The organism is Pseudomonas sp. TNT2022 ID642 (genome assembly GCF_028656995.1).
Lineage (GTDB): Bacteria > Pseudomonadota > Gammaproteobacteria > Pseudomonadales > Pseudomonadaceae > Aquipseudomonas.
In genome coordinates this window covers 30119-54572 of sequence record NZ_JAMDGW010000045.1, presented here as the reverse complement: position 1 = coordinate 54572, position 24454 = coordinate 30119, and the positions used below count along the sequence as shown (strand labels likewise).

Annotated in this window: 24 protein-coding genes and 2 pseudogenes; 12 read left to right on the top strand and 14 right to left on the bottom strand. The window is 57.2% G+C overall.

Annotated features, from left to right (window positions below):
- Positions 1 to 132: 132 nt before the first annotated feature.
- The gene (locus tag M5G26_RS29260; RefSeq protein ID WP_273917165.1) at positions 133 to 438 is read right to left on the bottom strand and encodes an antibiotic biosynthesis monooxygenase family protein; all 306 of its coding nucleotides are present in this window, start codon (positions 436 to 438) and stop codon (positions 133 to 135) included.
- The gene (locus M5G26_RS29255) at positions 438 to 1142 is read right to left on the bottom strand and encodes a CTP synthase C-terminal region-related (seleno)protein (RefSeq protein ID WP_273917164.1); all 705 of its coding nucleotides are present in this window, start codon (positions 1140 to 1142) and stop codon (positions 438 to 440) included. Before M5G26_RS29255 ends, M5G26_RS29260 begins: the two co-directional genes overlap by 1 nt.
- A gap of 15 nt (positions 1143 to 1157) precedes the next feature.
- Between M5G26_RS29255 and M5G26_RS29250 the strand changes: the two genes are divergently transcribed.
- Entirely contained in the window at positions 1158 to 2099 is a 942-nt protein-coding gene (locus M5G26_RS29250) for a LysR family transcriptional regulator (protein ID WP_273917163.1), read from the top strand.
- On the opposite strand, the gene M5G26_RS29245 is transcribed toward M5G26_RS29250, so the two are convergent.
- The 5 genes and pseudogenes from M5G26_RS29245 to M5G26_RS29230 all read right to left on the bottom strand — a co-directional run bounded on the left by M5G26_RS29245 (position 2100) and on the right by M5G26_RS29230 (position 6163).
- Positions 2100 to 2633 (bottom strand): DUF1003 domain-containing protein, encoded by a 534-nt coding sequence (locus M5G26_RS29245; protein WP_150693323.1) that lies wholly within the window; start codon positions 2631 to 2633, stop codon positions 2100 to 2102. It lies immediately after the preceding gene.
- A gap of 187 nt (positions 2634 to 2820) precedes the next feature.
- Positions 2821 to 3258, bottom strand: a pseudogene (locus M5G26_RS29710) (methyl-accepting chemotaxis protein); the annotation flags it as partial.
- Between the two features lie 108 nt (positions 3259 to 3366).
- Positions 3367 to 4050 (bottom strand): annotated as a pseudogene (locus tag M5G26_RS29705) (PAS domain-containing protein); the annotation flags it as partial.
- A 280-nt stretch (positions 4051 to 4330) separates the two neighbouring features.
- Positions 4331 to 5398: a diguanylate cyclase gene (locus M5G26_RS29235; RefSeq protein WP_273917177.1), complete on the bottom strand. Its 1068-nt coding sequence runs from the start codon at positions 5396 to 5398 to the stop codon at positions 4331 to 4333.
- Positions 5399 to 5554: 156 nt separating this feature from the next.
- A complete protein-coding gene (locus M5G26_RS29230) occupies positions 5555 to 6163 on the bottom strand; it encodes a TetR/AcrR family transcriptional regulator (RefSeq protein WP_273917161.1) in 609 nt (202 codons plus the stop codon).
- A 215-nt stretch (positions 6164 to 6378) separates the two neighbouring features.
- Here M5G26_RS29230 and M5G26_RS29225 point away from each other — a divergent pair, with 215 nt between their 5' ends.
- Positions 6379 to 7434, top strand: a complete 1056-nt coding sequence (locus tag M5G26_RS29225; protein WP_038369643.1) for an MBL fold metallo-hydrolase — start codon at positions 6379 to 6381, stop codon at positions 7432 to 7434.
- 21 nt (positions 7435 to 7455) lie between these two features.
- Here the strand turns inward: M5G26_RS29225 and M5G26_RS29220 are convergent, their stop codons facing one another.
- The 3 genes from M5G26_RS29220 to M5G26_RS29210 all read right to left on the bottom strand — a co-directional run bounded on the left by M5G26_RS29220 (position 7456) and on the right by M5G26_RS29210 (position 8926).
- Positions 7456 to 7737 (bottom strand): XRE family transcriptional regulator, encoded by a 282-nt coding sequence (locus tag M5G26_RS29220; protein ID WP_273917160.1) that lies wholly within the window; start codon positions 7735 to 7737, stop codon positions 7456 to 7458.
- 10 nt (positions 7738 to 7747) lie between these two features.
- Positions 7748 to 8065 carry an XRE family transcriptional regulator gene (locus tag M5G26_RS29215; protein ID WP_273917159.1) on the bottom strand — a complete coding sequence of 106 codons (318 nt, stop codon included), beginning with the start codon at positions 8063 to 8065 and terminating at the stop codon, positions 7748 to 7750.
- 93 nt (positions 8066 to 8158) lie between these two features.
- Positions 8159 to 8926, bottom strand: a complete 768-nt coding sequence (locus tag M5G26_RS29210; RefSeq protein WP_273917158.1) for an AraC family transcriptional regulator — start codon at positions 8924 to 8926, stop codon at positions 8159 to 8161.
- Positions 8927 to 9038: 112 nt separating this feature from the next.
- Between M5G26_RS29210 and M5G26_RS29205 the strand changes: the two genes are divergently transcribed.
- From M5G26_RS29205 to M5G26_RS29190, 4 genes are all read left to right on the top strand, one after another.
- Positions 9039 to 9854 (top strand): sulfite exporter TauE/SafE family protein, encoded by an 816-nt coding sequence (locus M5G26_RS29205; protein ID WP_273917157.1) that lies wholly within the window; start codon positions 9039 to 9041, stop codon positions 9852 to 9854.
- Between the two features lie 73 nt (positions 9855 to 9927).
- A complete protein-coding gene (locus M5G26_RS29200; protein ID WP_150693329.1) occupies positions 9928 to 10290 on the top strand; it encodes a hypothetical protein in 363 nt (120 codons plus the stop codon).
- Between the two features lie 32 nt (positions 10291 to 10322).
- Entirely contained in the window at positions 10323 to 11042 is a 720-nt protein-coding gene (locus tag M5G26_RS29195) for a DUF6933 domain-containing protein (protein WP_273917156.1), read from the top strand.
- Between the two features lie 86 nt (positions 11043 to 11128).
- On the top strand, positions 11129 to 12319 hold the full coding sequence (locus tag M5G26_RS29190; protein WP_273917155.1) for a hypothetical protein: 1191 nt from the start codon (positions 11129 to 11131) through the stop codon (positions 12317 to 12319).
- A gap of 3 nt (positions 12320 to 12322) precedes the next feature.
- Here M5G26_RS29190 and M5G26_RS29185 read toward each other — a convergent pair whose 3' ends face one another.
- A complete protein-coding gene (locus tag M5G26_RS29185; RefSeq protein WP_273917154.1) occupies positions 12323 to 13309 on the bottom strand; it encodes a hypothetical protein in 987 nt (328 codons plus the stop codon).
- Between the two features lie 230 nt (positions 13310 to 13539).
- On the opposite strand from M5G26_RS29185, the gene M5G26_RS29180 reads away from it, so the two are divergent.
- Positions 13540 to 14595: an HNH endonuclease gene (locus M5G26_RS29180; RefSeq protein WP_224789344.1), complete on the top strand. Its 1056-nt coding sequence runs from the start codon at positions 13540 to 13542 to the stop codon at positions 14593 to 14595.
- 136 nt (positions 14596 to 14731) lie between these two features.
- Here M5G26_RS29180 and M5G26_RS29175 read toward each other — a convergent pair whose 3' ends face one another.
- From M5G26_RS29175 to M5G26_RS29165, 3 genes are all read right to left on the bottom strand, one after another.
- Positions 14732 to 15265 carry a BRO-N domain-containing protein gene (locus M5G26_RS29175; RefSeq protein ID WP_150693334.1) on the bottom strand — a complete coding sequence of 178 codons (534 nt, stop codon included), beginning with the start codon at positions 15263 to 15265 and terminating at the stop codon, positions 14732 to 14734.
- A gap of 347 nt (positions 15266 to 15612) precedes the next feature.
- Positions 15613 to 16863 (bottom strand): ribonucleotide-diphosphate reductase subunit beta, encoded by a 1251-nt coding sequence (locus tag M5G26_RS29170; RefSeq protein ID WP_008084848.1) that lies wholly within the window; start codon positions 16861 to 16863, stop codon positions 15613 to 15615.
- A 542-nt stretch (positions 16864 to 17405) separates the two neighbouring features.
- Entirely contained in the window at positions 17406 to 17666 is a 261-nt protein-coding gene (locus tag M5G26_RS29165; protein WP_007912695.1) for a DUF2790 domain-containing protein, read from the bottom strand.
- A gap of 465 nt (positions 17667 to 18131) precedes the next feature.
- On the opposite strand from M5G26_RS29165, the gene acs reads away from it, so the two are divergent.
- The 5 genes from acs (at position 18132) to M5G26_RS29140 (ending at position 24444) form a co-directional block, all read left to right on the top strand.
- Positions 18132 to 20087: an acetate--CoA ligase gene (gene acs / locus M5G26_RS29160; protein WP_007912698.1), complete on the top strand. Its 1956-nt coding sequence runs from the start codon at positions 18132 to 18134 to the stop codon at positions 20085 to 20087.
- A gap of 993 nt (positions 20088 to 21080) precedes the next feature.
- Positions 21081 to 21854, top strand: a complete 774-nt coding sequence (locus M5G26_RS29155; RefSeq protein WP_095123092.1) for an ABC transporter substrate-binding protein — start codon at positions 21081 to 21083, stop codon at positions 21852 to 21854.
- Positions 21855 to 21945: 91 nt separating this feature from the next.
- Entirely contained in the window at positions 21946 to 22635 is a 690-nt protein-coding gene (locus M5G26_RS29150) for an ABC transporter permease (protein WP_007912702.1), read from the top strand.
- A complete protein-coding gene (locus tag M5G26_RS29145) occupies positions 22632 to 23330 on the top strand; it encodes an ABC transporter permease (RefSeq protein ID WP_007912703.1) in 699 nt (232 codons plus the stop codon). Before M5G26_RS29150 ends, M5G26_RS29145 begins: the two co-directional genes overlap by 4 nt.
- A gap of 1 nt (position 23331) precedes the next feature.
- Positions 23332 to 24444: a M14 family metallopeptidase gene (locus M5G26_RS29140; RefSeq protein ID WP_273917153.1), complete on the top strand. Its 1113-nt coding sequence runs from the start codon at positions 23332 to 23334 to the stop codon at positions 24442 to 24444.
- The last annotated feature ends 10 nt before the right edge of the window (positions 24445 to 24454 follow it).

Sequence of the window (24454 nt, the reverse complement as noted above, 5' to 3'; positions counted from 1 at the left end):
AGTTTTTTAGTGGCTGTACGGGCCTCATCGCTGGCAAGCCAGCTCCCACAGGTTATGCGTTGCTCTGAAGATCACATCGTACCTGTGGGAGCTGGCTTGCCAGCGATGAGGCCGGAGAGTTCACCACCAACATCACAGGCTGAACCGATACTCGCGTTCGACTTTGCATACCCGCGTATGAAACGCCGAATACCACTGCAGACGCCCACGCTCCTGAATCACCTGATGTTCAGGATGCTGCCGCCACGCCAGAATCGCCGCTTCGCTCTGCCAATACGACACCGTAATCCCGACGCCATCCGCGCCTCGAACCGACTCCACCCCGAGAAACCCCGGCTGTTCGCGCACCAACAAATCCATGCGCTCAGCCGCCTCGGCATAGCCGTTGTCACCCTCGGTGCGAGTCGAGGTAAAAATCACCGCAAAGCAGGCCGTCATCAACGTGCCTCCGCGCAAGCTTCAACAAACGCGCGCACCAGCGGCGGCATTAACCCTTTCAGCGCCGCACGTTCCGGTTGAAACAACGTCGCGACAAAGAAGCGGTGCTCCTTGAGTTCAATCGCGCGCAAATCTCCCGCCGAATCATGACCCACGGCGTGTAGCCGATCGTTCAACAGTTCCTGTTCAAACAGCGGATTCACACCGAAGCGGCAGCGATAACCTTCACGAATCTGCGACGTTTCGTACGCCTTGGCGATCAACGAACCGGGCACCAGGTGAATGCTGTCCACCGCTTCGACCAGCGAACAGGTCAACGGCGTAAGTACCGCGCGTTCAGAATCGGGCGATGTTTCACCGTGTTCCGCATCGACCCAACCCAACACGTTGCGAGAAAACTCCAGCACCGCATGTTGAAAACCGCCACAGGTACCGAGGAAAGGTCGCTGCTGTTCGCGGGCAAAACGGATCGCGCGCAGTGCGCCGGCTTCACTCTTGTAAGGACTGCCGGGTACGCACCAAAAGCCATCGAACCGCTCGAGCGGCGTATCGGCGTGGATCCGGTCGGTGGCCAGCCATTCGAGTTGCACGTTGCGATTGAGGTGTTCGGCGACCAGCCCGAGGGCGACGGGAATGGCTTGGTGGGCGGTGACTTGCGGGTCGTAGTCGCCGATCAGGGCGATACGGATGGCGCTGTTTTCCATGGGAATTCCCTGCGCTTGTTGATTGATGACACTCACTATAGATTGGCGTTCACGCACTCAATATGGGCGTTTCCCCAAGTGATTAATGCAGCGACGCACTATCAGCTCGACTACGCCGACCTGGCCCTGATTCTTGCCTTGGTGCGCGGCGGCTCTCTGGCCCGGGCTTCGCAGTTGTTGAAGGTCGATGTGTCGACGGTGTTTCGCGCCGTGCGCCGTCTCGAAGCTGCACTCGGTCAGCAACTGTTCGAAAAAAGCCGCGCTGGCTACCTGCCGACGACGTTGGCACAGACACTGGCCGAGCAAGCCGAACGCGCCGAACAGGCGCTGGAGGCCGCGCGCATTGGCGTGGAGCAGGGCGGCGAAGTGGTCAGCGGCACAGTGCGCCTGACCTGCACCGACTCGGTGTTGCAAGGTTTGCTGCTGCCGGCCCTGGCGCAATTCATGCCCCATTACCCGGCGTTGACCATTGAACTGAGCACCTCCAACGATTTCGCCAACCTCAGCCGCCGCGATGCCGACATCGCCCTGCGCCTCACGCGCACACCGCCCGAGCATCTGGTCGGACGGCAACTGGCGAAGATTTCCTACCGGGTCTGCGCCAGTTCGCGCTATCTGCAGAATGTCGATGCGTCGGATCTGGCCGCGCTGACCTGGATCGCTCCGGACGACTTTCTCCCCGATCACCCAACCATCGCCTGGCGTCGGCAACACCTGCCAGGCGTGACCCCGAGCTATCGTTGCAACAGCATATTGTCGGTAACCGAACTGGTCCGCGCCGGCCTCGGCGTGGCGGCATTACCGGACTTTCTGATCACCGACGGTTTGCAGGCGTTGAGCGAACCGCTGCACGGTTATGACACCGCGCTATGGCTGCTGACCCGCCCGGATTGCCGGGCGTTGCGCTCGGTGGTGACGTTGTTCGATGAATTGGGGCGGGCGCTGCGTTTACCGTGATCAGCGCTGCGGGTTCTGGCGCATGTGATCGTGCAACTCGCTGGTCAGGCTGGCGATGCGTTCGGTGAGGTTTTTGGTCATCTCGGTGAGGCGGGTGTTCTGCTCCAGCAGTTCAAGCAGTTGCGCGGTGTTCTTCGCCGCTTCGGCCTGACGCTCGGTATTGGCCGATGCCAACGCTTCACGGTGTTGCGCGTCGGCATCGGCTTGCGCCTTGTCGCGGGCGGCCTGACGGGTTTGTGCGAGCAGAATCAGTGGCGCGGCGTAGGCCGATTGCAGGCTGAAGGCGAGGTTCAACAGGATGAACGGGTAAACATCGAAAGTGGTCACGCCAAACACGTTGAGGCAGACCCACAACAGCACAATCAGGGTTTGTGCGCCGAGAAACATCGGCGTGCCGAAGAAGCGTGCAAACGCCTCGGCGCGCAGGGCGAACGTGTCGTTGCCGAAGGTGGTGTTGAGGTGGGCATGGCGGCGGTGGAAGCGCAGGTGATCGACGGGAGCTGTTTCAGGTGTTGCGGGTTTTTCAGTGGTCATGGTGCACTCGGCAGGGCATGGGACGTGTAGTCACTATAGCCCTGCGTTGTGGCGACCGGCCCCTTCGCGAGCAGGCTCGCTCCCACAGGTAGCCGGGGTATTCACAAATATTGTGATCAACCTGACCCCTGTGGGAGCGAACCTGCTCGCGAAGGCCACGACGCGGTCTGGCTGCCTTGCACAAGCCTTAACCCGGCACACGCTCATTGGCAAACATGCTCACCGCATCCACCGCCTCACTGGCGCCATCACGGATCTGCAGAATCACCGTGCCCGCCTGATTCGCCAACTCGACGCCTTCAGCCGCGCGACCCCGGGTGCCTTCCATGCTCTTGATGGCCTGGCGGGTCTCGTTCTGGATCAAACCGATCATGCTGGAAATCTCCGCAGTCGAGCCGCTGGTTCGAGCCGCCAATTGCCGCACTTCGTCAGCGACCACGGCAAACCCGCGCCCCTGTTCACCGGCGCGCGCGGCTTCAATTGCAGCGTTGAGCGCCAGCAGATTGGTCTGGTCGGCAATCGCGCGGATGGTGTTGACGATGGCGGTGATCTGCTCGGAGCGTTCCCCCAGTTGTGCAATCAGCGTTGAAGACTCAGCAATGTCCTCGGCGATTTCGCGCATTTCACTGGCGGCCTGCTGGATCACTTGCGTACCTTGCTCGGCGACTTTTCGCGTGGCCACGGAGATGTGATACGCCGCGCTGGCGCTGCGTGCATCCTGTTCGTGTTGCTCGACCCGGGCGGTGACGTCGGAGGCGAACTTCACCACTTTGCACAAGCGCCCGGCGGCGTCGTAGACCGGGTTGTAATTGGCTTCTAGCCACACGGTTTGCCCGCGTTTATCCACGCGTTCGAACTGCCCCTGGAAAAGCTCACCCTGGTTCAAGCGCCGCCAGAAATCCTCATAAGCGCTGCTGTTGACCAGTGCCGGCGTGCAGAACAAACGGTGATGTTTACCTTTCAGCTCGGCGAGGGTGTAACCCATGCGCGTCAGAAAGTTCTGATTGGCCGTAAGAATGCTGCCGTCGAGGTTGAACTCGATCACTGCCATCGCCCGGTCAATCGCCTGCAACTTGGCGTTGGCCTCACTTTCCTGCTGCACTTTGGCGGTCACGTCCATGGCGTACTTGACCACTTTCACCACGCGACCCGAGGCATCCTTGATCGGGTTGTAACTGGCTTCCAGCCAGATCGGCTGGCCCTTGCCGTCGACCCGTTCAAACGTACCGGACTGAAACTGGCCGTTTTTCAGGCGTGACCACAAATCAGTGTACTGAGCACTACGGCCGAACTCTGGTGTGCAAAAGCGCCGATGCGGTTGGCCGATCGCTTGCTCGGCGCTGTAACCCATGGTTTTGAGAAAGTTGTCATTGGCGCGCAGCACCACGCCATCGAGGTCGAACTCGATCACCGCCATCGAGCGATTGATCGCATCGAGCAGGCCGGCTTGTTCGGTGAGGGTGCGCTGAAGATCGTCGACGACGGATTTGTGGCGATTGAAGAACATGCTCGCAGTACTCTGGAAGTGGGGAAGATCGAGGATTCAGTCCCTATTTCCGCGCCGGCAGACCGAATGCGCGGACGGCATTCGGTAATGACTGCTCAATGCCAGTATTCCTTAGCTGGCAGATGGCTACTTATACAAAACTTCATAAAGTTGTACAAGGAAGTAATTATTTGTAATTTTGTATAACTTTTTAAGCGCTGACGTTGTCTGTCGCGGCACGGCTCAAAGCCACACTGATGGTGTTTCGGCCCTTGTGTTTAGCGGTGTAGAGCGCTTTGTCGGCATCGTCCAGCCAGTCCAGTGCATCCTTGTACAAGGGCTGATAGCGCGCCAGACCGATACTCAGACCCACTCGCAACTCTGACACCTGCGGATGACGATACTGCTGCATTGCCTCGCGCAATTGCTCCATCAGCGCTTCGGCCTTGCTCAGCGGCAGTGTCGGCAGGATCACGCAGAACTCGTCGCCGCCGTAGCGCCCGGCCAATTCGTACTGGTCCAGCAGGCGTTTGAGCTCCTGACTCAAATGCTGAAGCACTTCATCGCCGACGATGTGCCCGAAGCTGTCGTTGATTCCCTTGAAATGGTCGATGTCGATCAACGCCAGCGTGGCTTGGGTGTTGTGTTGGCGGCACTGCTGAAATTTCAGGTGCAGCAGGTCTTTCCAGGCCCCGTGATTGAGCAGGCCGGTGAGGCTGTCGGTGCGGCTCAGGGCGCTCAGTGCGCGTTTGTGTTGGGAGAGTTTGATCGCCAGGTGATAACAGACCATGCCCAGCGCGAGCGGATACAGGGTGAGCATCGGCAGGCAGGCCCAGACTTGCGTTTGGGTCATCGTCAGGCTGAATTTGGAACCAAAGATTGCCCAGCCGATCAACACGCCAGCGAGTTGGGCCAGGGCGCCGAACACGAACAGTCGATAGCCACCGGCGGCGACGTTGTTCATGGTCATCATTGACAGGATGGTCACGGTGGTCAGCGGACTGAACTGAAAGCACGCCGCCCAGAATCCACCGCACAACGAGTCATACAACAGGTTGCGGCGTTCAGCCTGATACGGGAAAACCGAGCGCGTGGAAATCTGATAAGCCAGATGCGGCCAGGCGAAGCCGTTGAACAACAACAGCGCCCACAGCCAGCCGGGCATGTTCAGCGGATACAACGCCGCACCGACACTGAAGAAACCGATCCCCAGACCAATGGCCCTGGGCAGGTAAATGCGCCGGGCGAATGACAAGCCTTTGCCGCGTTGGTTTTCCATGATGCCCTGCGCGAAATTCATCCTGAAATACTTTGCAGTATTTTCTCAGGCTAACCGTTCGTCGGTCGATTGTCGGACATTGTCATTTATTCCAACGGGATTAATCAGTGTCCTTCCGAGCCATTTAATCGACGGCTCGCGCAGGAGAAGGGCGATTTAGAGCTGATAGCGGGCCAGAAACATCTCCAGCGCCGATTCGGCGACGGTGGTCTGCATATCGACATCGAGGGCGGCACGGCCCATCGACATCTGCGGCCAGAAACCAAAGGTCTTGAGCAAGCCTTGTACTTGATGTGCGGCGAATTCCGGATCGACCGGTTTCAGTCGACCGTCAGCCTGCGCGGCGCGAATCCACACGGTCAGGCCTTCCTCGCGCTCGCCCATGCGCTCGATCATGTTCTGTGCGCGCTCCGGCGAGTGGATGGTGGCGGCAATCGCCACCCGGGCCAGGGTCAGGAAATTCTCGTCGGCCATCAACTGCACCTTGGCCTGGAGCATCTGCCGTAATTGTTCGCGCAATGGCTGATCGCGGTTGTAGACGACCGATTGCTCGGCGCTGATTCGTGCCCACAACTGGTTGAGAATTTCGGCGAAAAGCTCTTCTTTGCTGGGGAAATGGTTATACACCGTGCGTTTCGACACACCGGCCGTGGCAGCAATCTTGTCCATGCTGGTGATCTCGAATCCGTGGGCACGAAATTCGGCAATCGCCGCCTGAATAATGGCTTCGCGTTTACGGTCGGTGAGGCGCTGTGGAGCTGTCATAAGTACGCTTCGGCAGAGAAAAGATGAAATTACACTTGGCAGTTTACTTGTCATCCGCTTTGATGCAACCTAGAAACTACACCGAGCAGTGTAATGTTGCGTTAATCCTCGCAATCTAAAAACCAGACAGTTCGGCCTATGCGTGCAGCTTTGGCCATTTATCGTCCCACCGAGGAAAACCGCGAATTGCGCGGTTTTTCTGGAGTCATTCAGTCATGGCCAATCCAGTTTCGATCCCGGATCACACATCCACGCCTGAAGCCTCGCGGCAGCATCAGGGGCTGTTTCGCAATCACGCACCCGTGCAACGCGAAGGCCTACGCAAAATGCTGCGGATCATGTGGAACATGATTTTCCACAAACCGCGCAACACCCGGCCCGCAGCGCCGATCCCGGTGCAGGCGTTGACTCGAGAAGAGCTGTTGGCGGCGCCCAACCACAGCGTCTATCGCCTCGGTCATTCGACCCTGCTGCTGAAACTGCGCGACAAATTCTTCATCACCGACCCGGTCTTCGCCGAGCGTGCATCACCCGTACAGTGGGCCGGGCCGAAACGCTTCCACCAGCCCCCGATCAGCATCGACCAGTTGCCGCCGATCGAAGCGGTGATCCTGTCGCACAACCATTACGACCACCTCGATTACCAGGCCGTGCTCAGACTGGCCGCCAAGACCAACCTGTTCCTGACCCCGCTGGGCGTCGGCGACACGCTGATCAAATGGGGTATCGATGCCAGTAAAGTCCGTCAGTACGATTGGTGGCAGGGCGCAGAAATTGCCGGCATCCGTTTCGTCGCCACACCGTCCCAGCACTTTTCCGGCCGTGGCCTGTTCGATGGCAACAGTTCCCTGTGGGCGTCCTGGGTAATGATCGACGGCGACACCCGGATCTTCTTCAGCGGCGACAGCGGCTACTTCGACGGCTTCAAACGCATCGGCGAACAGTACGGCCCGTTCGACCTGACCCTGATGGAAACCGGCGCCTACAACGTCGAATGGCCGCACGTGCACATGCAGCCCGAAGAAACCTTGCAAGCGCACATCGACCTCAAAGGCCGCTGGCTCTTCCCGATCCACAACGGCACCTTCGACCTGGCCATGCACGCCTGGCACGAACCGTTCGACCGGATTCTGGCACTGGCGTGGGAACGCAGTATTTCCATTACCACGCCGCAAATGGGTGAGGCGTTTAACATCGCTCAACCGCAACGCGGGGAGGCGTGGTGGTTGGCGGTTGAAGGGGAGAGTGAGGGTGTGGTGCAGAACGCCTGATCAGATGAAGACGGTTCGCGCCTAAGGGGGCGAACCGGTTGCTCCTGAAACAAGCCCTGAAATCTTACGGCTGTAATCAGCCATAGTAGTAACCGACACTTCTCGAAATTTTCCACGAAGTAATTGCTGCAGGTTCTCCAGAGGTATTCCCAGTCTTTGTGCGGCTTCAGATTCGCTTATGTCGGTGGACTCGATGAGCGAGATCAATTTGGTCGCGTACTCGGACTTGAGCAGCATCTCGCCTGCATGCTCAAGGTCTAAATCTTGATAAACATTGCCTGTGCTTTCTTCGATCTCGCTCATGTTTTTATCCTTACTCAGCCATCGCAAAATCCCCACGGCCCACCGCTTCCGACGAAACGCCCTGAGAACTCGCACTACGCCCCGGTGCAAACCCGGGAAAGAACACCAGCCCCTGCGCCTCGAACCGATACGCCAACGCCAGTCGCGCCGCATCCGCGACATCCTGCTGCGCTTCAAACCGATGAATGTCTTCAACCGAAACCTCAGCCTCCCGCGATAGCTGTTCCGCGCTCCAGCCCAGCATCGCTCGGGCCTGGATGCAGTGCGTCGGGGTGAACTGGAAAAGGGCAATGCGTTCGAGGATGTGGTTCATCGCAAGAGAGGCCATGGTGTGCTCCGGGCTCAAGAGTGCTGATTGAAAATGTACTGTGTTTTTGTACAGTTGTTTTCGGCCGGGATCAAACGCATTTTTTGATTTGCGCTAATTCGCCGCCTCCAACCAGACGGACGGTGCCTGCCCGAGGATCCGCCGGAACATCGTCGAGAACGCCGCCGGGCTTTCATAACCGAAGTCCAGCGCGATGCGCGTCACCGCTTCACCCGAGGCCAAGCGCGCCAGCGCCAGGACCACGCAAGCCTGCTGCCGCCATTGCCTGAAGCTCAATCCGGTCTGTTGCCGAAACATCCTGTTGAAGGTGCGCAAGCTTATGTGTAACTGCTCGGCCCACTGCTGTGGAGATTGATGGGCGTACGGCTGATGCAGAAAGTTCTGACACAGATGCAGGAGTTTTCCGTCAGTCGGCAGCGGAATGTGCAATGGCAGCGGCGCACTGCGCGTCAATTCATGCAGCAACAGATCAATCAACACACCGTCGCGTCCGCCCAAGTCATAGGTCAGCGGCACTTCCACCGCCTCCATCAGCAAATGCCGCATCAACGGCGACACACTGATCACCTGGCAGCGCTCGCCCAAATCCACTGCGCCTGGCTCGATATACACACTGCGAGTGCTGACGCCGAGCATCACCACCTCATGCGCCACCCCCGGCGGAATCCAAACCGCACGTTGCGGCGGCACCACCCAATTACCGTCATGGGTGCTGACTTGCATCACACCCGTCGCGCCGTACAACAACTGCGCCCGCCGATGCGTATGAAAGGGCAGGAGGTGACCGTGAGAATAATCCGTACCGATTGCCACCACCGCGCGCGGCGTGTCATCCAGCAGATTGATCGAAACATTGCGCATCAGGCATTTCCCGGTGATTGGCGTAAACGCAAACATTATTGGCTCACTTGCTGAAGCAGGCCAAGCGCTGCCGCTCTATCGTCGACCGCTCTCCCACAACGGACGCCTCGACATGTTCTATTTATTGCTGACCCTCTTCGGCTGCCTGACCGGCATTACCGCCGTGCTGTTCGGCTTCGGCGGCGGCTTCGTCGTGGTGCCGCTGCTGTATCGCCTGCTCACCACCAGCCACGGCGCCGACGACCCGATCGGCCAATCGGCGATGCACATCGCCGTCGCCACTTCGACCTGCGTGATGATCGTCAACGCCCTGATCGCCACCGACAAACACCGCCGCGCCGGCAATCTCATTCGTCATTACCTGTGGCCGCTGGGCGGGTTCATCGGGTTGGGCGCGGTTGTTGGCGCAATAGCGGCGGTGTGGGTCAGCGGCGAAGTGATTCGCTACGCGTTCATCGGCTACCTCGGCGTGACCATCATTGATTGCCTGCTGCGACGCGGATTTCTCACTCAAAACGCAGACGTCATCCCACGCCGACTTGGCGCTACGGAAACTTCCGCAGGCGGTGTAGGCATTGGCGCCATCGCGACGTTTCTCGGTGTAGGAGGCAGCGTCATGACCGTGCCGCTGCTGCGCCGTTGTGGATTGAGCATGTCGCAAGCGACATCCATGGCCAATCCGTTGAGCGTACCGGTGGCATTGGCTGGGACGCTGACGTACATGGCGCTGGCCGGGTTCAGTCAGGCTGACTTGGGCGCGTGGTTTGTCGGGTATGTTGATTTGCTGGCGTTTGCGGTGCTGACGGCGGGGTCGCTCATCGGGATTCGATTGGCCGCGCCATGGATTGGGCGGATCCCGGATCGGGTGCATGCCTGGGTTTATATTGGATTGCTGGTCTTGGTGATGCTGAGTATGTGGACGAAATGAACTGCTGCTTTGTATCTTTGGAAGTCCAGACGAAAAATTCGAACGCCTCAAGAAAAAAGCGCGGAGAGAAACCATGTCGATCATTGAAAGTGACTGGAAGAAGTTCAAGGAACTGCGCAAAATCGCACTCGACCGGTTTTGCCAAGGCGTTATCGCCGACACCAGAACCATCACTCAGCACGGAGCACTTTCGGCGCATGCGCGCTACAGCATGATCTACGGACTGATCAATGATCGGAACCACGACATGGCCCGCATGTTCGATGGCCTCGCTCGATCCTCCGCACTATGGAAGTTGACCTTGATGGTCTCGCATGACCTTTTGACTGACGCGGAGTTATCGATCTTGAGCGATGACGCGCGCAAGTTACTTTCTGATATTGAGCGTCGGCATTATGAAATTGAGTGGGTCGATGAAATTGCTCATGATGACTGACCATTCTCCCCAGCACTTTCCAGAGAATCAGAATGTTGATCTTCAATTGCACCGAAGCCGCCAGCAAATTCTTCAGCCGTGTCCACAAGGGCAAAAAGATCACGCCGGTGGATGCTAAACCGCCGTCCGCAATCATTGAAGATGATGAGCTGAGCGGCGCTGACGAGCAGTGGCTGGTGCACGCGATAACGGTACAACGCAAGCATGTGTTGCTGGTCATTCACGTCCAGACCCGCTATTGCCTGATTTTCGCTGATGCGAAAAAGGCTGACACAGAAGACTTTGTTGATCGATTTGTGGATCGTTGGGTCAAGGGGATAGTGATCAACGCACATCATCATGACCTCGGGCAGTGGCTAAACCCTGAGTTGATGTTGGCGCGGCTGAAACAGACTTGTGAGCATCAACGGTTCTATCGACGTAGCCATCGCAGCGCGCAAAAACACATTGATGAGATTGCATGGATTTTCCAGGACAAGGTCGCCCATACGGGATCTTTGCCACCGGATGAAATCACAGCGATGGTATTTGACGAGCAAATGAATGACACGCCCAGGAACAGCAAGGGCGCCAAGTCTTACTATTTTCCGAATGAGGAAATGGCGCTTCACTGGCTGCGTCATTACTGCTTTCTTGATGACGTCCAGCTTCATGCTGCCAAGGAGCGTCGCCAACAAATGGTTCGGGAAATTGCGGCCCTCGAGCGCAAAGCCTGGCTTGAAAAGTACGAGCAAGAAAACTCGAATAGTTAAGCGGCCCCCGCCATAATCCGCAGCGTATTTTTCAGCGCCGACGCCTGTGTGCCGACGCGACCTCCGACTCCTTCAAGGATTGATTCATGCTCAAGGGACTGATGCGCCTGGCGCCATATGCCGCGGCGCTGTTCACACTGATTTCCACTGCCCATGCCGAAGATGGGCGGCGCGTATTTACCGGCACATTGGGCAAGACGGCGATTGTTGTTGAACTCAACACCACACAGCAGGACGAAGTCACCGGCCGCTATTTCTACGAGAAATATCACCGTGACCTAGCCCTCAGCGGCTCGCTACAAGACAGCACGTTGAACCTCGTCGAAGGCAATAACCGCTACGGTGACGACAAGCCGCTGCCAACCTTGAAGCTGGAAGAAACCGGCAACGGCTGGCAGGGCGAGTGGCAAAGTCCGCAGGGCAAAAAGCTGCCGGTGAAACTTACCGAGGCCAGACTTACCGCGCCCACCTCAGCAACGTTACCTTTCATTGCCGCACTGCCATACGGCGAGCCTTACGAGTATTTGCGCCTGCAGGGACTCAAGCTCAAACCGGCGAAGAAAGAAAACTTCATGGGCTATGACCTGCAATGGTGGACCGAGCCTGAGACAAAGATTTCGCTGTTCAGCGTGGAGTCCGGATTGTCGAAAGATGATCAGCAACGGGTTAACCAGCAGTTGCTCGGGCGCCTCTGGAATGAAGTCATCAGCTATCACGGCTGCCAATTACAGGGCGGGGAGAACGTGGAGTTCATGCAACAGGCAGAACCGAAAATGATCTCGCCAGCCGTGGTCAGCCTGAATATCTCGACCAGCTATTACTGCGGCGGCGCGCATCCCGACTTCGGCGATTCCCCGCTCAATATCGACGTGAAAACCGGCCACCCGCTGTCCCTCGAAGATGTGCTGTGGGTCGGAGAGGGCAAACCGCTGCTACATGCCGAGCGCGACAGCCTAGGCGACAAACCGCTGAGCAAGGACGAAAGTAACGCGCGCTATCAGTACGTGAGCAAAGAGTTGGTACCTTGGGTGATCAAGCAATTCACCGCGCTGTACCCCACAGAAATGAAGGCACCGACGGGAGATGACGACTGCAACTTCCAGGATGAAAGCATCTGGGGCACTTCACCTTGGTACTTCACCGAGAAGGGCTTGTACCTCGGCGCCTACTTCGCTCGCGTACAACGCTCTTGCGATAGACCCGACTGGTCGATCCTGCCGTACTCCCTCGTCAAACAACACCCCGGCGCCGTCAACCTGCAACTGCCCCAAGGCTAACCGTCACTCCAGACCCGGCGCTTCACGAATAATGAAGTGATCCAGGTTCTCGATATTGGCATTGAAGACCTCGAAAGGCTTTTCGGGGTTCTTCTTGCCGGGCACCTGCTTCAACTCCGGCGTCACCCCATAGAAGAAACAGAACAACGCCTTATCGCTATCCACCGCGTGCTTGATCTCTTCCATAAACGCCTTGCGCTTGCGGTAGTTGTCGATCAGCTTCTTGTTCAGATAAACGCTGACCGGATACGGCTTCTTCTTACTGTCCTCGGGCTTCTTAAACCAGACCTTGTCTTCGAAGTCGATGCGAAAACTGGCACTGTGGAAGTCCTCGATCTTCTTGATCCGCCCCCAGTAAATCAGCCCCTTGTTGTCCGTCAGATACTCGATCTTCTTGAAGAACGAACTGTACGGCGCCGAATGCTCGCCGACCTTCAACGGCATCCGCTTGAGCAACTCCTTGTCCGCGAAGTTGGAAACGAAACACTCCACCGGATGCGCAAACACACTGGTCTTGTCCGGCGCCGACTCACGACTCGCCGACTCTTTACCACTGTCCGCCGCCACCCGCACCGGATCATCCCGCAACACATCCGCCGCCCCCGCTGGCGCGACAGGCTTGCGCACATACTCACGCCGGGTCAGCAACAACTCTGATGGGAAGTGTTCCTCACGCCCGTCATCCACCTCACCATCCGCCGTCTCAACACCAGACGCTGAAGCCTTCAAACTCACATGCGGACAACCCGCCACATGCTGCGTCGTGGGCAGATTCTTGAAGTGCGGCGTGCGCACGTAATTCACGTTCTTGGCATTGAACGTGCCCAACTCGTTGGAAGCCTCGAACGCCGAACGACAAGCATCGTTGGGGCACTGGAAGTGTTCCTTCGCGGAGTCAAACGCCACCGTCTCATCGAAATTGAGATCGCGAACATCATAGATCGACAACTTGTCGTCGAGGCTGAGGCAGTAGGCGAGATCGAATTTCATGGTGGGGCTCGGATCCTTGAGGAGAAAATGGTCAGTTAACGCGAGTTAACGAATTAGGGGAATACGTCGCTATTCAAAAGCATCGCCTATAAATAGTGGCTCTTTGCTCTGTCATGTATTGAAACCCTTTTGGAGTTTGGCGACTATAGGAATTTTCCTACAGCCATTGACTACAAAAGGCGGCGCTCGTGGTGATCAAAGCGGTCTCGAAGGAACGAATAGGCAGCGCGATGCTGGAGTTTGATCATAAATTTCGGAGTAGGCCTGAGTGGCAGGACTGGGAAAACAACCAAGCTCATCGTTATGCCATTAATGCGGGGGGTGAGCTGTATCCAGTGAAGAAAATCATCTCTCTGGCGACTGGTATTTCTGTAGGCGAGTTTTCGGGTGGGCATCCGGCCAACAGGTACCTCAAGAAGCGAGGCTTCACTATTGTGGAGTTGCCGCGAGGAGAGGGTGAGCTTGTATTGCAGTTCACGCCGGGGGCTGTTTACGATCGAAAAACTGAAATTAATGGTGCGTTCGGCGGTAGTCGGCAAAGTGGTATTGCAGCGTCAGCTATCTATCCAGTGATTTTTTTGTTTACTGGCGATAGCGGTGAACAATACGGTTATGCAGATCGTTGGGACGACGGCGCATACCTTTACACGGGTGAAGGACAGCGAGGTGCGATGACTTTGACTCGTGGCAACCGCGCCATTGCTGAGCATGCCGTGGATGGCCGAGCACTGCATTTGTTTAAGGCACTCGGCAAAGGTAAAGGCTGCGCTTATGTAGGTGAGTTTTCTTGTGCAGATATGTTCACGCGGATTCAACCTGATGTAACTGGCCAGGATCGTGCGGCTATTGTTTTTCGACTAGTCCCAGTCGGTATTTCTGGCGGAACGATTGAAGTTGGTGACGAGTACGAGGATAAGGCTGACCTTCCCGAGTCTCTGGCTGCTGCGCGGCTGGTCGCGCTGGCTGCGTGTAAGCTTGCCAGTGATGGATTCGGGCAATCCGCCCCCCGTAAGATTTATCAGCGTAGCCGGAAGGTCTCGTTCTACGTATTGATGCGTGCTCAGGGAATATGTGAAAGCTGTGAGATGCCTGCTCCGTTTTTGAAGAAAGATGGCACACCCTATTTAGAACCGCATCATGTGAATAGGCTCTCCGATGGTGGTTTAGACCACCCACGGTATGTGGCAGCTGTATGTCCAAGTTGTCACCGGGAAATTCACTCTGGGGTGCATGGCGCATTGGTGAATCAGAGATTGAAGCTTCGGTTGGAAGCAATTGAAGGTTAAATATTCCAATCACGGTTGTTCTTTTTCGTACCCATACGATTGCCGAGGGTGCAAACCCTCGGCCGATATTGAATGGCTGTCATGAGCTCCTTATGAAGAGTCGTGGGGCTCGAAAGCGCTCCTATAAACACGTCACCTAGCCCATTGAGCGCTTCGAAGATTGGAACGCCTGAGCAACTCGGCGCCACCAAGGTCGAGTCGTAGTTGCTTTCCGCTGCGGCTGATCATTTAACAGGTGAGGCATATCCCGCAGCCGAATCCACCCCTCATCCTGCCAATGCAGCAAACTCAAAGACATCTCTGGCCAATCCAACAAGCTCAACATTGGCCGATTTGAATCTCCCGAATCCGCAGCATCGCGCAAGGTCGGCACTACCTCATTGGTCAGCCACTCACGCAACAACCGATTCCCCGGAACGTAGTGATAGACCAACAGCGCATAAATCCCGGACTCGCTAAGCATCAGATGCTGTTCTGGTTCTCTAAAATACTCAATCCACATGATGCGGCGCTGATCGCTATCTAGCTTGTTGACCACCCGATCATTCAGATGGAAACCCATCAAGCGGCCAACATCCCGGGCGGAGAACCATGGCTGGTTTTCGAGTAGAAGGGCATGCAGAGAAAGATTGTGGCGAGAGAAGACTGTTACCGAGCATGGATCAGACATGTCTATGACCTCTACGTTTAGATTTTGGGAAGGCCTGACCCCAACGTAGAGTGGACTTAAGAAATCCCAACGAGCAGAGCCGTTGCCACCGACGAATTACACGTCGGTGTCACTGACCAAGCTTTCTACGTTGGGCGTTTCTTAGGCACCTGCGATAGAGCTTAGTAGTGCTCGCAGCACGCTTCAATGGGAAGCGACTGTAAGTGCTGTAGGAGATTGAGCGCTGTGGCGTAGGCGTAAAAAGATTTACCCATCGCCCATAAAAAAGCCCCGATCAGATCGGGGCTTTTTGCTTTCTCGACTTGGCGAATCAGGCAGTAATCGTCAAATCATGCCGAGCGAGACTATTAATCCCAGCTCAACGCACCACCAGTTTGGTATTCGATCACGCGAGTCTCAAAGAAATTCTTCTCTTTCTTCAAGTCCATAATCTCGCTCATCCAAGGGAACGGGTTAGTCGTCCCTGGATACTCTTCCTTCAAACCGATCTGCGACAACCGACGGTTAGCGATGAACTTCAGGTAGTCCTCCATCATCGCCGCGTTCATGCCCAGTACGCCGCGAGGCATGGTGTCACGTGCGTATTCGATCTCCAGCTGCGTACCCTGCAGAATCATCTGGGTCGCTTCTTCCTTCATCTCGGCATCCCACAGGTGTGGGTTTTCGATTTTGATCTGGTTGATCACGTCGATGCCGAAGTTCAGGTGCATGGATTCGTCGCGCAGGATGTATTGGAACTGCTCGGCGACGCCGGTCATTTTGTTGCGGCGGCCCATGGAGAGGATTTGGGTGAAGCCGCAGTAGAAGAAGATGCCTTCCAGCACGCAGTAGTAGGCGATCAGGTTGCGCAGCAGTTCTTTGTCGGTGTCCGGGGTGCCGGTTTCGAACTTCGGATCGGAGATCGAACGGGTGTACTTCAGGCCCCAGGCTGCTTTTTTAGCGACCGATGGGATCTCGTGGTACATGTTGAAGATTTCGCCTTCATCCATGGCCAGCGATTCGATGCAGTACTGGTAGGCGTGGGTGTGGATCGCTTCTTCGAAAGCCTGGCGCAGGATGTACTGGCGGCATTCCGGGTTGGTGATCAGGCGGTACACGGCCAGTACCAGGTTGTTGGCAACCAGGGAGTCGGCGGTGGAGAAGAAGCCGAGGTTGCGCATGACGATGCGGCGCTCGTCGTCGGTCAGGCCTTCCGGGTCTTTCCAGAGGGCGATGTCGGCGGTCATGTTGACTTCTTGCGGCATCCAGTGGTTTGCGCAACCGTCCAGATATTTCTGCCAGGCCCAGTCGTACTTGAATGGCACGAGTTGGTTGAGGTCGGCACGGCAGTTGATCATGCGCTTTTCGTCAACGGCGACACGGGCGGAGGCGCCTTCGAGTTCGGCGAGGCCTTCGGCGACGTCGAGGGAGTTCAGTGCAGCCTTGGCGCGGGCGACAGCGGCCGAGTCGTCGGCGGTCACGGCGCGAGCTTCGATCGCGGCGGCACCGCCGGCGTTGTCGAGGCGGTCCATGTTGGCTTCAGTAGCGTGGCCGGCGTTGGCGCCTTTCACGGTTGCTACTTCACTGTCTTCTTTGTCGAATTCGTCCCAGCTCAGCATGACGTGTCGTCTCCTGCGTGAGGGCCTGTGCCCGTGTGAAACCTGATTGGTTGGTTTTTCACACGGTCGTACAGACCGCGTTGGATGTCGTTTTTTGCAGCGATGCACGCAGGCAAATAAACAGAAATTTTGACGGGTTCCGAGAGCCTCTGATGGGCGCAATCAGCGTTGAACGCTGCTGCGGGGCTTCAGAATGGCTTTTGCTCCCTGTAAGGGAATATTGCTGACCCGTATGGGGCGGCATTATAGGGAAAAAAACACGGCTGTGCTGAGGCGAATCCGCGCATGGAGCGGTCGAGGAGGGTGGTTTTTCGATGAGAGTGAGGGTTTACAGGGCTTTGCCGGGGATAGATTTTTTTTCGTAAAAATCTCGCAATTGTCGATTTGCTCAAAAAACGAACAAAAAAACCGGTTTTTCACTACATCTAGTGTTTTGCAAGCATTTTTGACGACTTCAAACACAACTGAGCCCGACCGAAGTCGGGCTGGAATCGACCCTCAATGAAGCGCTGAGAGATCCAATTCGGTGCAGTCTCGAATCATCAATTGGTGCAACCGTTGCCCATGATGCTGTAACGCAGGATGTGACGCTGGCCTTTGGAGTCGTCGTATTCCATTTTGGCTGGAACCACTTCGCAGACATTCGGAACTTCGCTCATGGAAACAACTTTGGCGATGTCCAGGTGAGTGGAGTAAGTGTATTCCTCGATAACCGGTTGCTGCTGTGCGACATCAGTCGGGACCTCATCTGCCATGGCGGTTGCGCACAGACTGCTGAGGGCCAGAACCAATAAAGCTTTCATTTCAGATTTACCTTTTTGAGGTCGAGTGGGGTCACGCAACCTTTATGGGGTTGCGTGTGTAACTTCATCGTTTGCAGTTATTACTTGAGAGCTGGATTAACGGCCTTCGTGGGGGCTGTATCGTTGTTAATCGCGTTTGCCTTGTTGGCGAGGTGAATTTTAGGGGGATGGGGCGGGGGTAAACAGAGCGGGTTTTGATAAACACCTTTGGCAGATTTGGTAACAATCCCCCAAAGAACACCTAAATCCCCCTGTAGGAGCTGCCGAAGGCTCGGGCCGCGTTCGGACGATCTTTTGATCTTGCCTCTAAACATCCAGATCAAAAGATCGCAGCCTTCGGCAGCTCCTACACAGGGCGCGGCTGGTGGGGGAGGGCTTGTTACTACCATCGTCGAATGGTTCTATGGCCCCCGCCCCGTTACAACAGGGTCATACAAAAACAACTATTACACCGAGGTAGGAAAGATGAGTGCGGCTTCTCTGTATCCCGTTCGTCCCGAGGTTCTGGCTAACACGCTGACTGACGAGGCGACCTACAAAGCCATGTACCAGCAGTCGGTCGTCAACCCTGACGGCTTCTGGCGCGAGCAAGCCAAGCGTCTCGACTGGATCAAACCTTTCACCACGGTGAAACAGACGTCGTTCGACGATCACCATGTCGACATCAAATGGTTTGCCGACGGCACCCTGAACGTTTCCTACAACTGCCTCGACCGTCACCTGGCCGAGCGCGGCGATCAAGTGGCGATCATCTGGGAAGGCGACGATCCTTCCGAGAGCCGCAACATCACCTACCGCGAACTGCACGAACAAGTGTGCAAACTGGCCAACGCCCTGCGTGGTCAGGACGTACACCGCGGCGACGTGGTGACCATTTATATGCCGATGATTCCCGAAGCCGTGGTCGCCATGCTGGCCTGCACCCGGATCGGCGCGATTCACTCGGTGGTGTTCGGTGGTTTCTCGCCGGAAGCCCTGGCCGGTCGCATCATCGACTGCAAATCGAAAGTGGTGATCACCGCTGACGAAGGCATTCGCGCCGGCAAGAAGATTTCCCTCAAGGCCAACGTCGACGACGCGCTGACCAACCCGGAAACCAGCAGCATCCAGAAAGTCATCGTCTGCAAGCGCACCGGTGGCGACATCAAGTGGAACCAGCATCGCGACATCTGGTACGAAGACCTGATGAAAGTGGCAGGCACTGTCTGCGCGCCGAAAGAGATGGGCGCCGAGGAAGCACTGTTCATCCTTTATACCTCCGGCTCGACCGGCAAGCCGAAGGGCGTGCAACACACCACCGGCGGTTATCTGCTGTACGCGGCGATGACCCACGAGCGCGTGTTCGACTACCGTCCGGGCGAAGTTTACTGGTGCACCGCCGACGTCGGCTGGGTCACTGGCCACAGCTACATCGTCTACGGCCCGCTGGCCAATGGCGCAACCACGCTGCTGTTCGAAGGCGTGCCGAACTATCCGGACATCACCCGGGTGGCGAAGATCGTCGACAAGCACAAGGTCAACATCCTCTACACCGCACCGACCGCGATTCGCGCCATGATGGCCTCGGGTCAGGCTGCGGTTGAAGGCGCTGATGGCAGCAGTCTGCGTCTGCTCGGTTCGGTCGGTGAGCCGATCAACCCGGAAGCCTGGGACTGGTACTACAAGAATGTCGGCAAGTCGCGTTGCCCGATCGTCGATACCTGGTGGCAGACCGAAACCGGCGGCAACATGATGAGCCCGCTGCCGGGTGCGCACGCGCTGAAGCCGGGTTCGGCAGCACGTCCGTTCTTTGGTGTGGTACCGGCGCTGGTCGACAACCTCGGTAACATCATCGAGGGCGAGGCTGAAGGCAATCTGGTGATTCTTGATTCGTGGCCAGGTCAGGCGCGTACGCTGTACGGCGATCACGATCGTTTCGTTGATACCTACTTCAAGACCTTCCGTGGCATGTACTTCACCGGTGACGGCGCGCGCCGTGATGCCGATGGTTACTACTGGATCACCGGGCGTGTCGATGACGTGCTCAACGTGTCGGGCCACCGTATGGGCACGGCCGAGATCGAGAGTGCGATGGTTGCGCATCCGAAAGTCGCTGAGGCGGCGGTGGTGGGTGTGCCGCATGACATCAAGGGGCAGGGCATTTATGTCTATGTCACCTTGAAGAATGGCGAGGAGCCGACCGAGCAACTGCGTCTGGAGCTGAAGAACTGGGTGCGTAAGGAGATCGGGCCGATTGCTTCGCCGGACGTGATCCAGTGGGCGCCGGGGCTGCCGAAGACGCGTTCGGGCAAGATCATGCGCCGGATTCTTCGCAAGATTGCTACGGCGGAATATGACGGGTTGGGGGATATCTCGACCCTGGCGGATCCGGGTGTGGTGCAGCATTTGATTGATACGCACAAGACCATGAATGTTGCTTAAGTAGAAGATTGATGTGCTGAAAAGCCCTGTTCGGTTTAGGCCGGACAGGGCTTTTTTGTGTCTGCAGGTTTTGTGATGGTAGGACTGGCCTCATCGCTGGCAAGCCAGCTCCCACAGGTTTTGTGGTGTGTTGGAGATTTTGGTTCCAGCGCATATTGGGGGTGGCTGCTCTGGCCTCATCGCTGGCAAGCCAGCTCCCACAGGTTTTGTGGTGTGTTGGAGATTTTGGTTCCAGCGCATATTGGGGGTGGCTGCTCTGGCCTAATCGCTGGCAAGCCAGCTCCCACAGGTTTTGTGATGTGTTGGAGATTTTGGTTCCGGCGCATATTGGGGGTGGCTGCTCTGGCCTCATCGCTGGCAAGCCAGCTCCCACAGAGTTTGTGGTGTGTCGGAAATTTCAGCTTCGCCGCATATCCCTGTGGGAGCTGGCTTGCCAGCGATAGCAATCTGTCAGGCAGCTGTGTAGTCCACTGTCGGAACACAAGATCACCCAACCAATAATTATCGATCTCCCCCGTAAGACCTTTCCCGCTGTTACCCGCCGCGTTCCACGTAACCGAATGTGTAACCGCCCGCCCCGGAGCGGGGCAAAGGGAAACGCATCGCCCCGTTTTAGAGCCTCGAAACCCCCGGTGAAAAATAAGACACAACGCTGCGCTTGCCGGATTAGAAGGGTTTGCGAATAATAGGCCCGCAATTTGCAGCATAGATCGGTTCACTGTCTTTCGCTCTTGCATGAAATTGCAGGGCTGTCAATGCGCCAAAGTCGCTTTCTCTGTGCATCTGTAATTAGTTGTCGCATTGAAGAAATATCGGCTTCGGGCCTGTCGTTAGAATGCCGATCACTCGCTCATCGTGGCCGAGGTTGAAATCTCTGACGGTTTCAATCGGAAATTTCCCACCGATGCAGCAACCGATTTCCCGATTCACCCATTCGCATATTGGGCTGTCGCTCACTCTGCCGTTTTTGCCCTTTACCGATGGAGTCCCAAGATGAAGAAACTTGTGCTGCTTGGCGCCCTGGCACTGTCCGTGCTGTCGATGAACGCCTTCGCTGACGAAAAACCTCTGAAGATCGGTATCGAAGCGGCTTACCCTCCGTTCGCTTCGAAAGCACCGGATGGCAGCATCGTCGGTTTCGACTACGACATCGGCAACGCTCTGTGCGAGCAGATGCAGGTCAAGTGTGTGTGGGTCGAGCAAGAGTTCGACGGTTTGATCCCGGCACTGAAAGTGCGCAAGATCGATGCGATCCTGTCGTCGATGTCGATCACTGAAGACCGCAAGAAGTCGGTCGACTTCACCAACAAGTACTACAACACCCCGGCACGTCTGGTCATGAAGGCCGGTACTCAGGTCAGCGAAGGTCTGGCTGAGCTGAAGGGCAAGAACATCGGCGTACAACGTGGTTCGATCCACGAGCGTTTCGCCCGCGAAGTCCTGGCGCCACTGGGTGCCGAGATCAAGCCGTACGGCTCGCAGAACGAAATCTACCTCGACGTGGCCGCCGGTCGCCTCGACGGTACCGTAGCTGATGCCACCCTGCTGCAAGACGGCTTCCTGAACACTGATTCCGGCAAAGGCTTCGCTTTCGTCGGTCCACAGTTCACCGACGTCAAATACTTCGGCGACGGCGTAGGTATCGCGGTCCGTAAGGGCGACGCCCTGAAAGACAAGATCAACGCTGCCATCGCGGCCATTCGCGAAAACGGCAAATACAAAGCAATCCAGGACAAGTACTTCGCCTTCGATATCTACGGCAAGTAACACGTCTCTGCGACAAGTCCGAAATGGCGCAAGCAACAGGATCTCTGCGGTTTGCGCCATTTTTTCATCCCAACTTTCGAGGACCTGAATCATGTTGAAAGGCTACGGGGCTGTCATCCTCGATGGCGCATGGCTGACGCTTCAGCTCGCCTTGTCGTCCATGGCTCTGGCCATCGTTCTCGGGCTGATCGGTGTCGCGTTGCGCCTGTCGCCGGTGCGCTGGCTGGCCTGGCTGGGCGATCTGTATTCCACGGTGATCCGCGGGATTCCCGATCTGGTGCTGATCCTGCTGATCTTCTACGGCGGTCAGGACTTGCTCAACCGCGTCGCACCGATGCTCGGTTATGACGACTACATCGATCTGAATCCATTGGCCGCCGGTATCGGCACCCTCGGTTTCATTTTCGGTGCGTACCTGTCGGAAACCTTCCGTGGCGCGTTCATGGCCATTCCGAAAGGTCAGGCCGAAGCCGGCATGGCGTACGGCATGAGCAGTTTTCAGGTGTTCTTCCGGGTGATGGTGCCGCAGATGATTCGCTTGGCGATTCCGGGCTTCACCAACAACTGGCTGGTACTCACCAAGGCCACCGCGCTGATTTCCGTGGTCGGTCTGCAAGACATGATGTTCAAGGCCAAGCAGGCGGCAGATGCCACCCGCGAGCCTTTCACCTTCTTCCTCGCAGTGGCGGCGATGTACCTGGTGATCACCAGTGTTTCGTTGCTGATCCTGCGTCAACTTGAGAAGCGCTACTCGGTAGGCGTAAGGGCGGCTGATCTATGATCTTCGACTACAACGTCATTTGGGAGGCCATGCCGCTGTACCTCGGCGGCCTGCTGACCACCCTCAAATTGCTCGCGCTGTCGCTGTTTTTCGGTCTGCTCGCGGCCCTGCCGCTGGGGCTGATGCGCGTCTCGAAAAATCCGGTGGTCAACGGCGCCGCGTGGCTTTACACCTACGTGATCCGTGGCACGCCGATGCTGGTGCAACTGTTCCTGATCTACTACGGTCTGGCGCAGTTCGAAGCGGTACGCGAAAGCTTCTTGTGGCCGTGGCTGTCCAGCGCAACGTTCTGTGCGTGCCTGGCCTTCGCCGTCAACACCAGCGCCTACACCGCGGAAATCATCGCCGGCAGCCTCAAGGCCACGCCGAACGGTGAGATCGAAGCGGCCAAGGCCATGGGCATGTCGCGCTTCAAACTGTACAAGCGCATCCTGCTGCCATCGGCCCTGCGCCGGGCGCTGCCGCAGTACAGCAACGAAGTGATCATGATGCTGCAGACCACCAGTCTGGCGTCCATCGTGACCTTGATCGACATCACTGGCGCGGCACGTACCGTCAACGCGCAGTTCTATCTGCCGTTCGAGGCGTACATCACCGCTGGCGTGTTCTACCTGTGCCTGACGTTCATTCTGGTCAAGCTGTTCAAACTGGCCGAGCGTCGCTGGTTGAGCTACCTGGCCCCGCGGAAGCACTGATATGGAACGCATCGACCACGTATTGCCGTGGAGCCATTTAGGCAGCGAGCGCAAGATTTCCGTGTTCCGCTTCGGGCGTGGCGAGCGCAAGGCCTACATTCAGGCCAGCCTGCATGCTGACGAATTACCGGGCATGCGCACCGCCTGGGAGCTGAAAAAGCGCCTCGGCGAACTCGAAGCCAAAGGCTTGCTCAACGGTGTCATCGAGCTGGTACCGGTCGCTAACCCGTTGGGCCTCGGGCAATTGCTGCAAGGCAATCACCAAGGCCGTTTCGAGGCGGGCAGCGGCAAGAATTTCAACCGTGATTTCGTCGAACTGAGCGCGCCGGTTGCGGCAGCTTTGGCCGACAGCCTCGGTGATGATCCGCACGCCAATGTGCGCCTGATCCGTCAGGCCATGGCCGATCATCTGGCCGCATTGCCAGAAGCGAGCAGTCAGTTGCAAGGCATGCAGCGTGTGTTGCTCAGCCACGCTTGCACCGCTGATGTGGTGCTCGACTTGCACTGCGATGCCGAAGCCGCGCTGCACATGTACGCGCTGCCGCAGCACTGGCCGCAGTGGCGTTCGCTGGCCGCGCACCTGAATGTGAAGGTCGGATTGCTGGCGGAAGATTCCGGCGGCAGCTCGTTCGATGAAGCTTGCTCGTTGCCGTGGCTGCGTCTGTCGCGGCAGTTCCCCGATGCGCAGATTCCTTTGGCGTGTCTGGCGACGACCATTGAGCTGGGCGGTCAGGCCGACACCGGTCGCGCCGAAGCCCAGGCGTATGCTGAAGGCATTCTCGCGTTCCTCGCCGAGCAAGGCTTGATCACTGGCGAGTGGCCGAACCCGGCGCACGAAGCCTGTGAAGGCATGCCGTTCGAAGGCACCGAGTTGCTGTTCGCGCCGCATCCGGGCGTCGTGAGTTTTCTGCGCAAGCCCGGCGAGTGGGTCGAGGCAGGCGACGAGATTTTTGAAGTGATTGATCCTCTGTCCGATCGGGTCAGCACGGTGTGTGCTGGTACCTCCGGGGTGCTGTTTGCCATTGAACGGCTGCGTTATGCCCAACCCGGTTTCTGGCTGGCCAAGGTGGCGGGGCGCGAAGCGCTGCGTCACGGGCGCTTGCTCAACGACTGACTGACTGTTT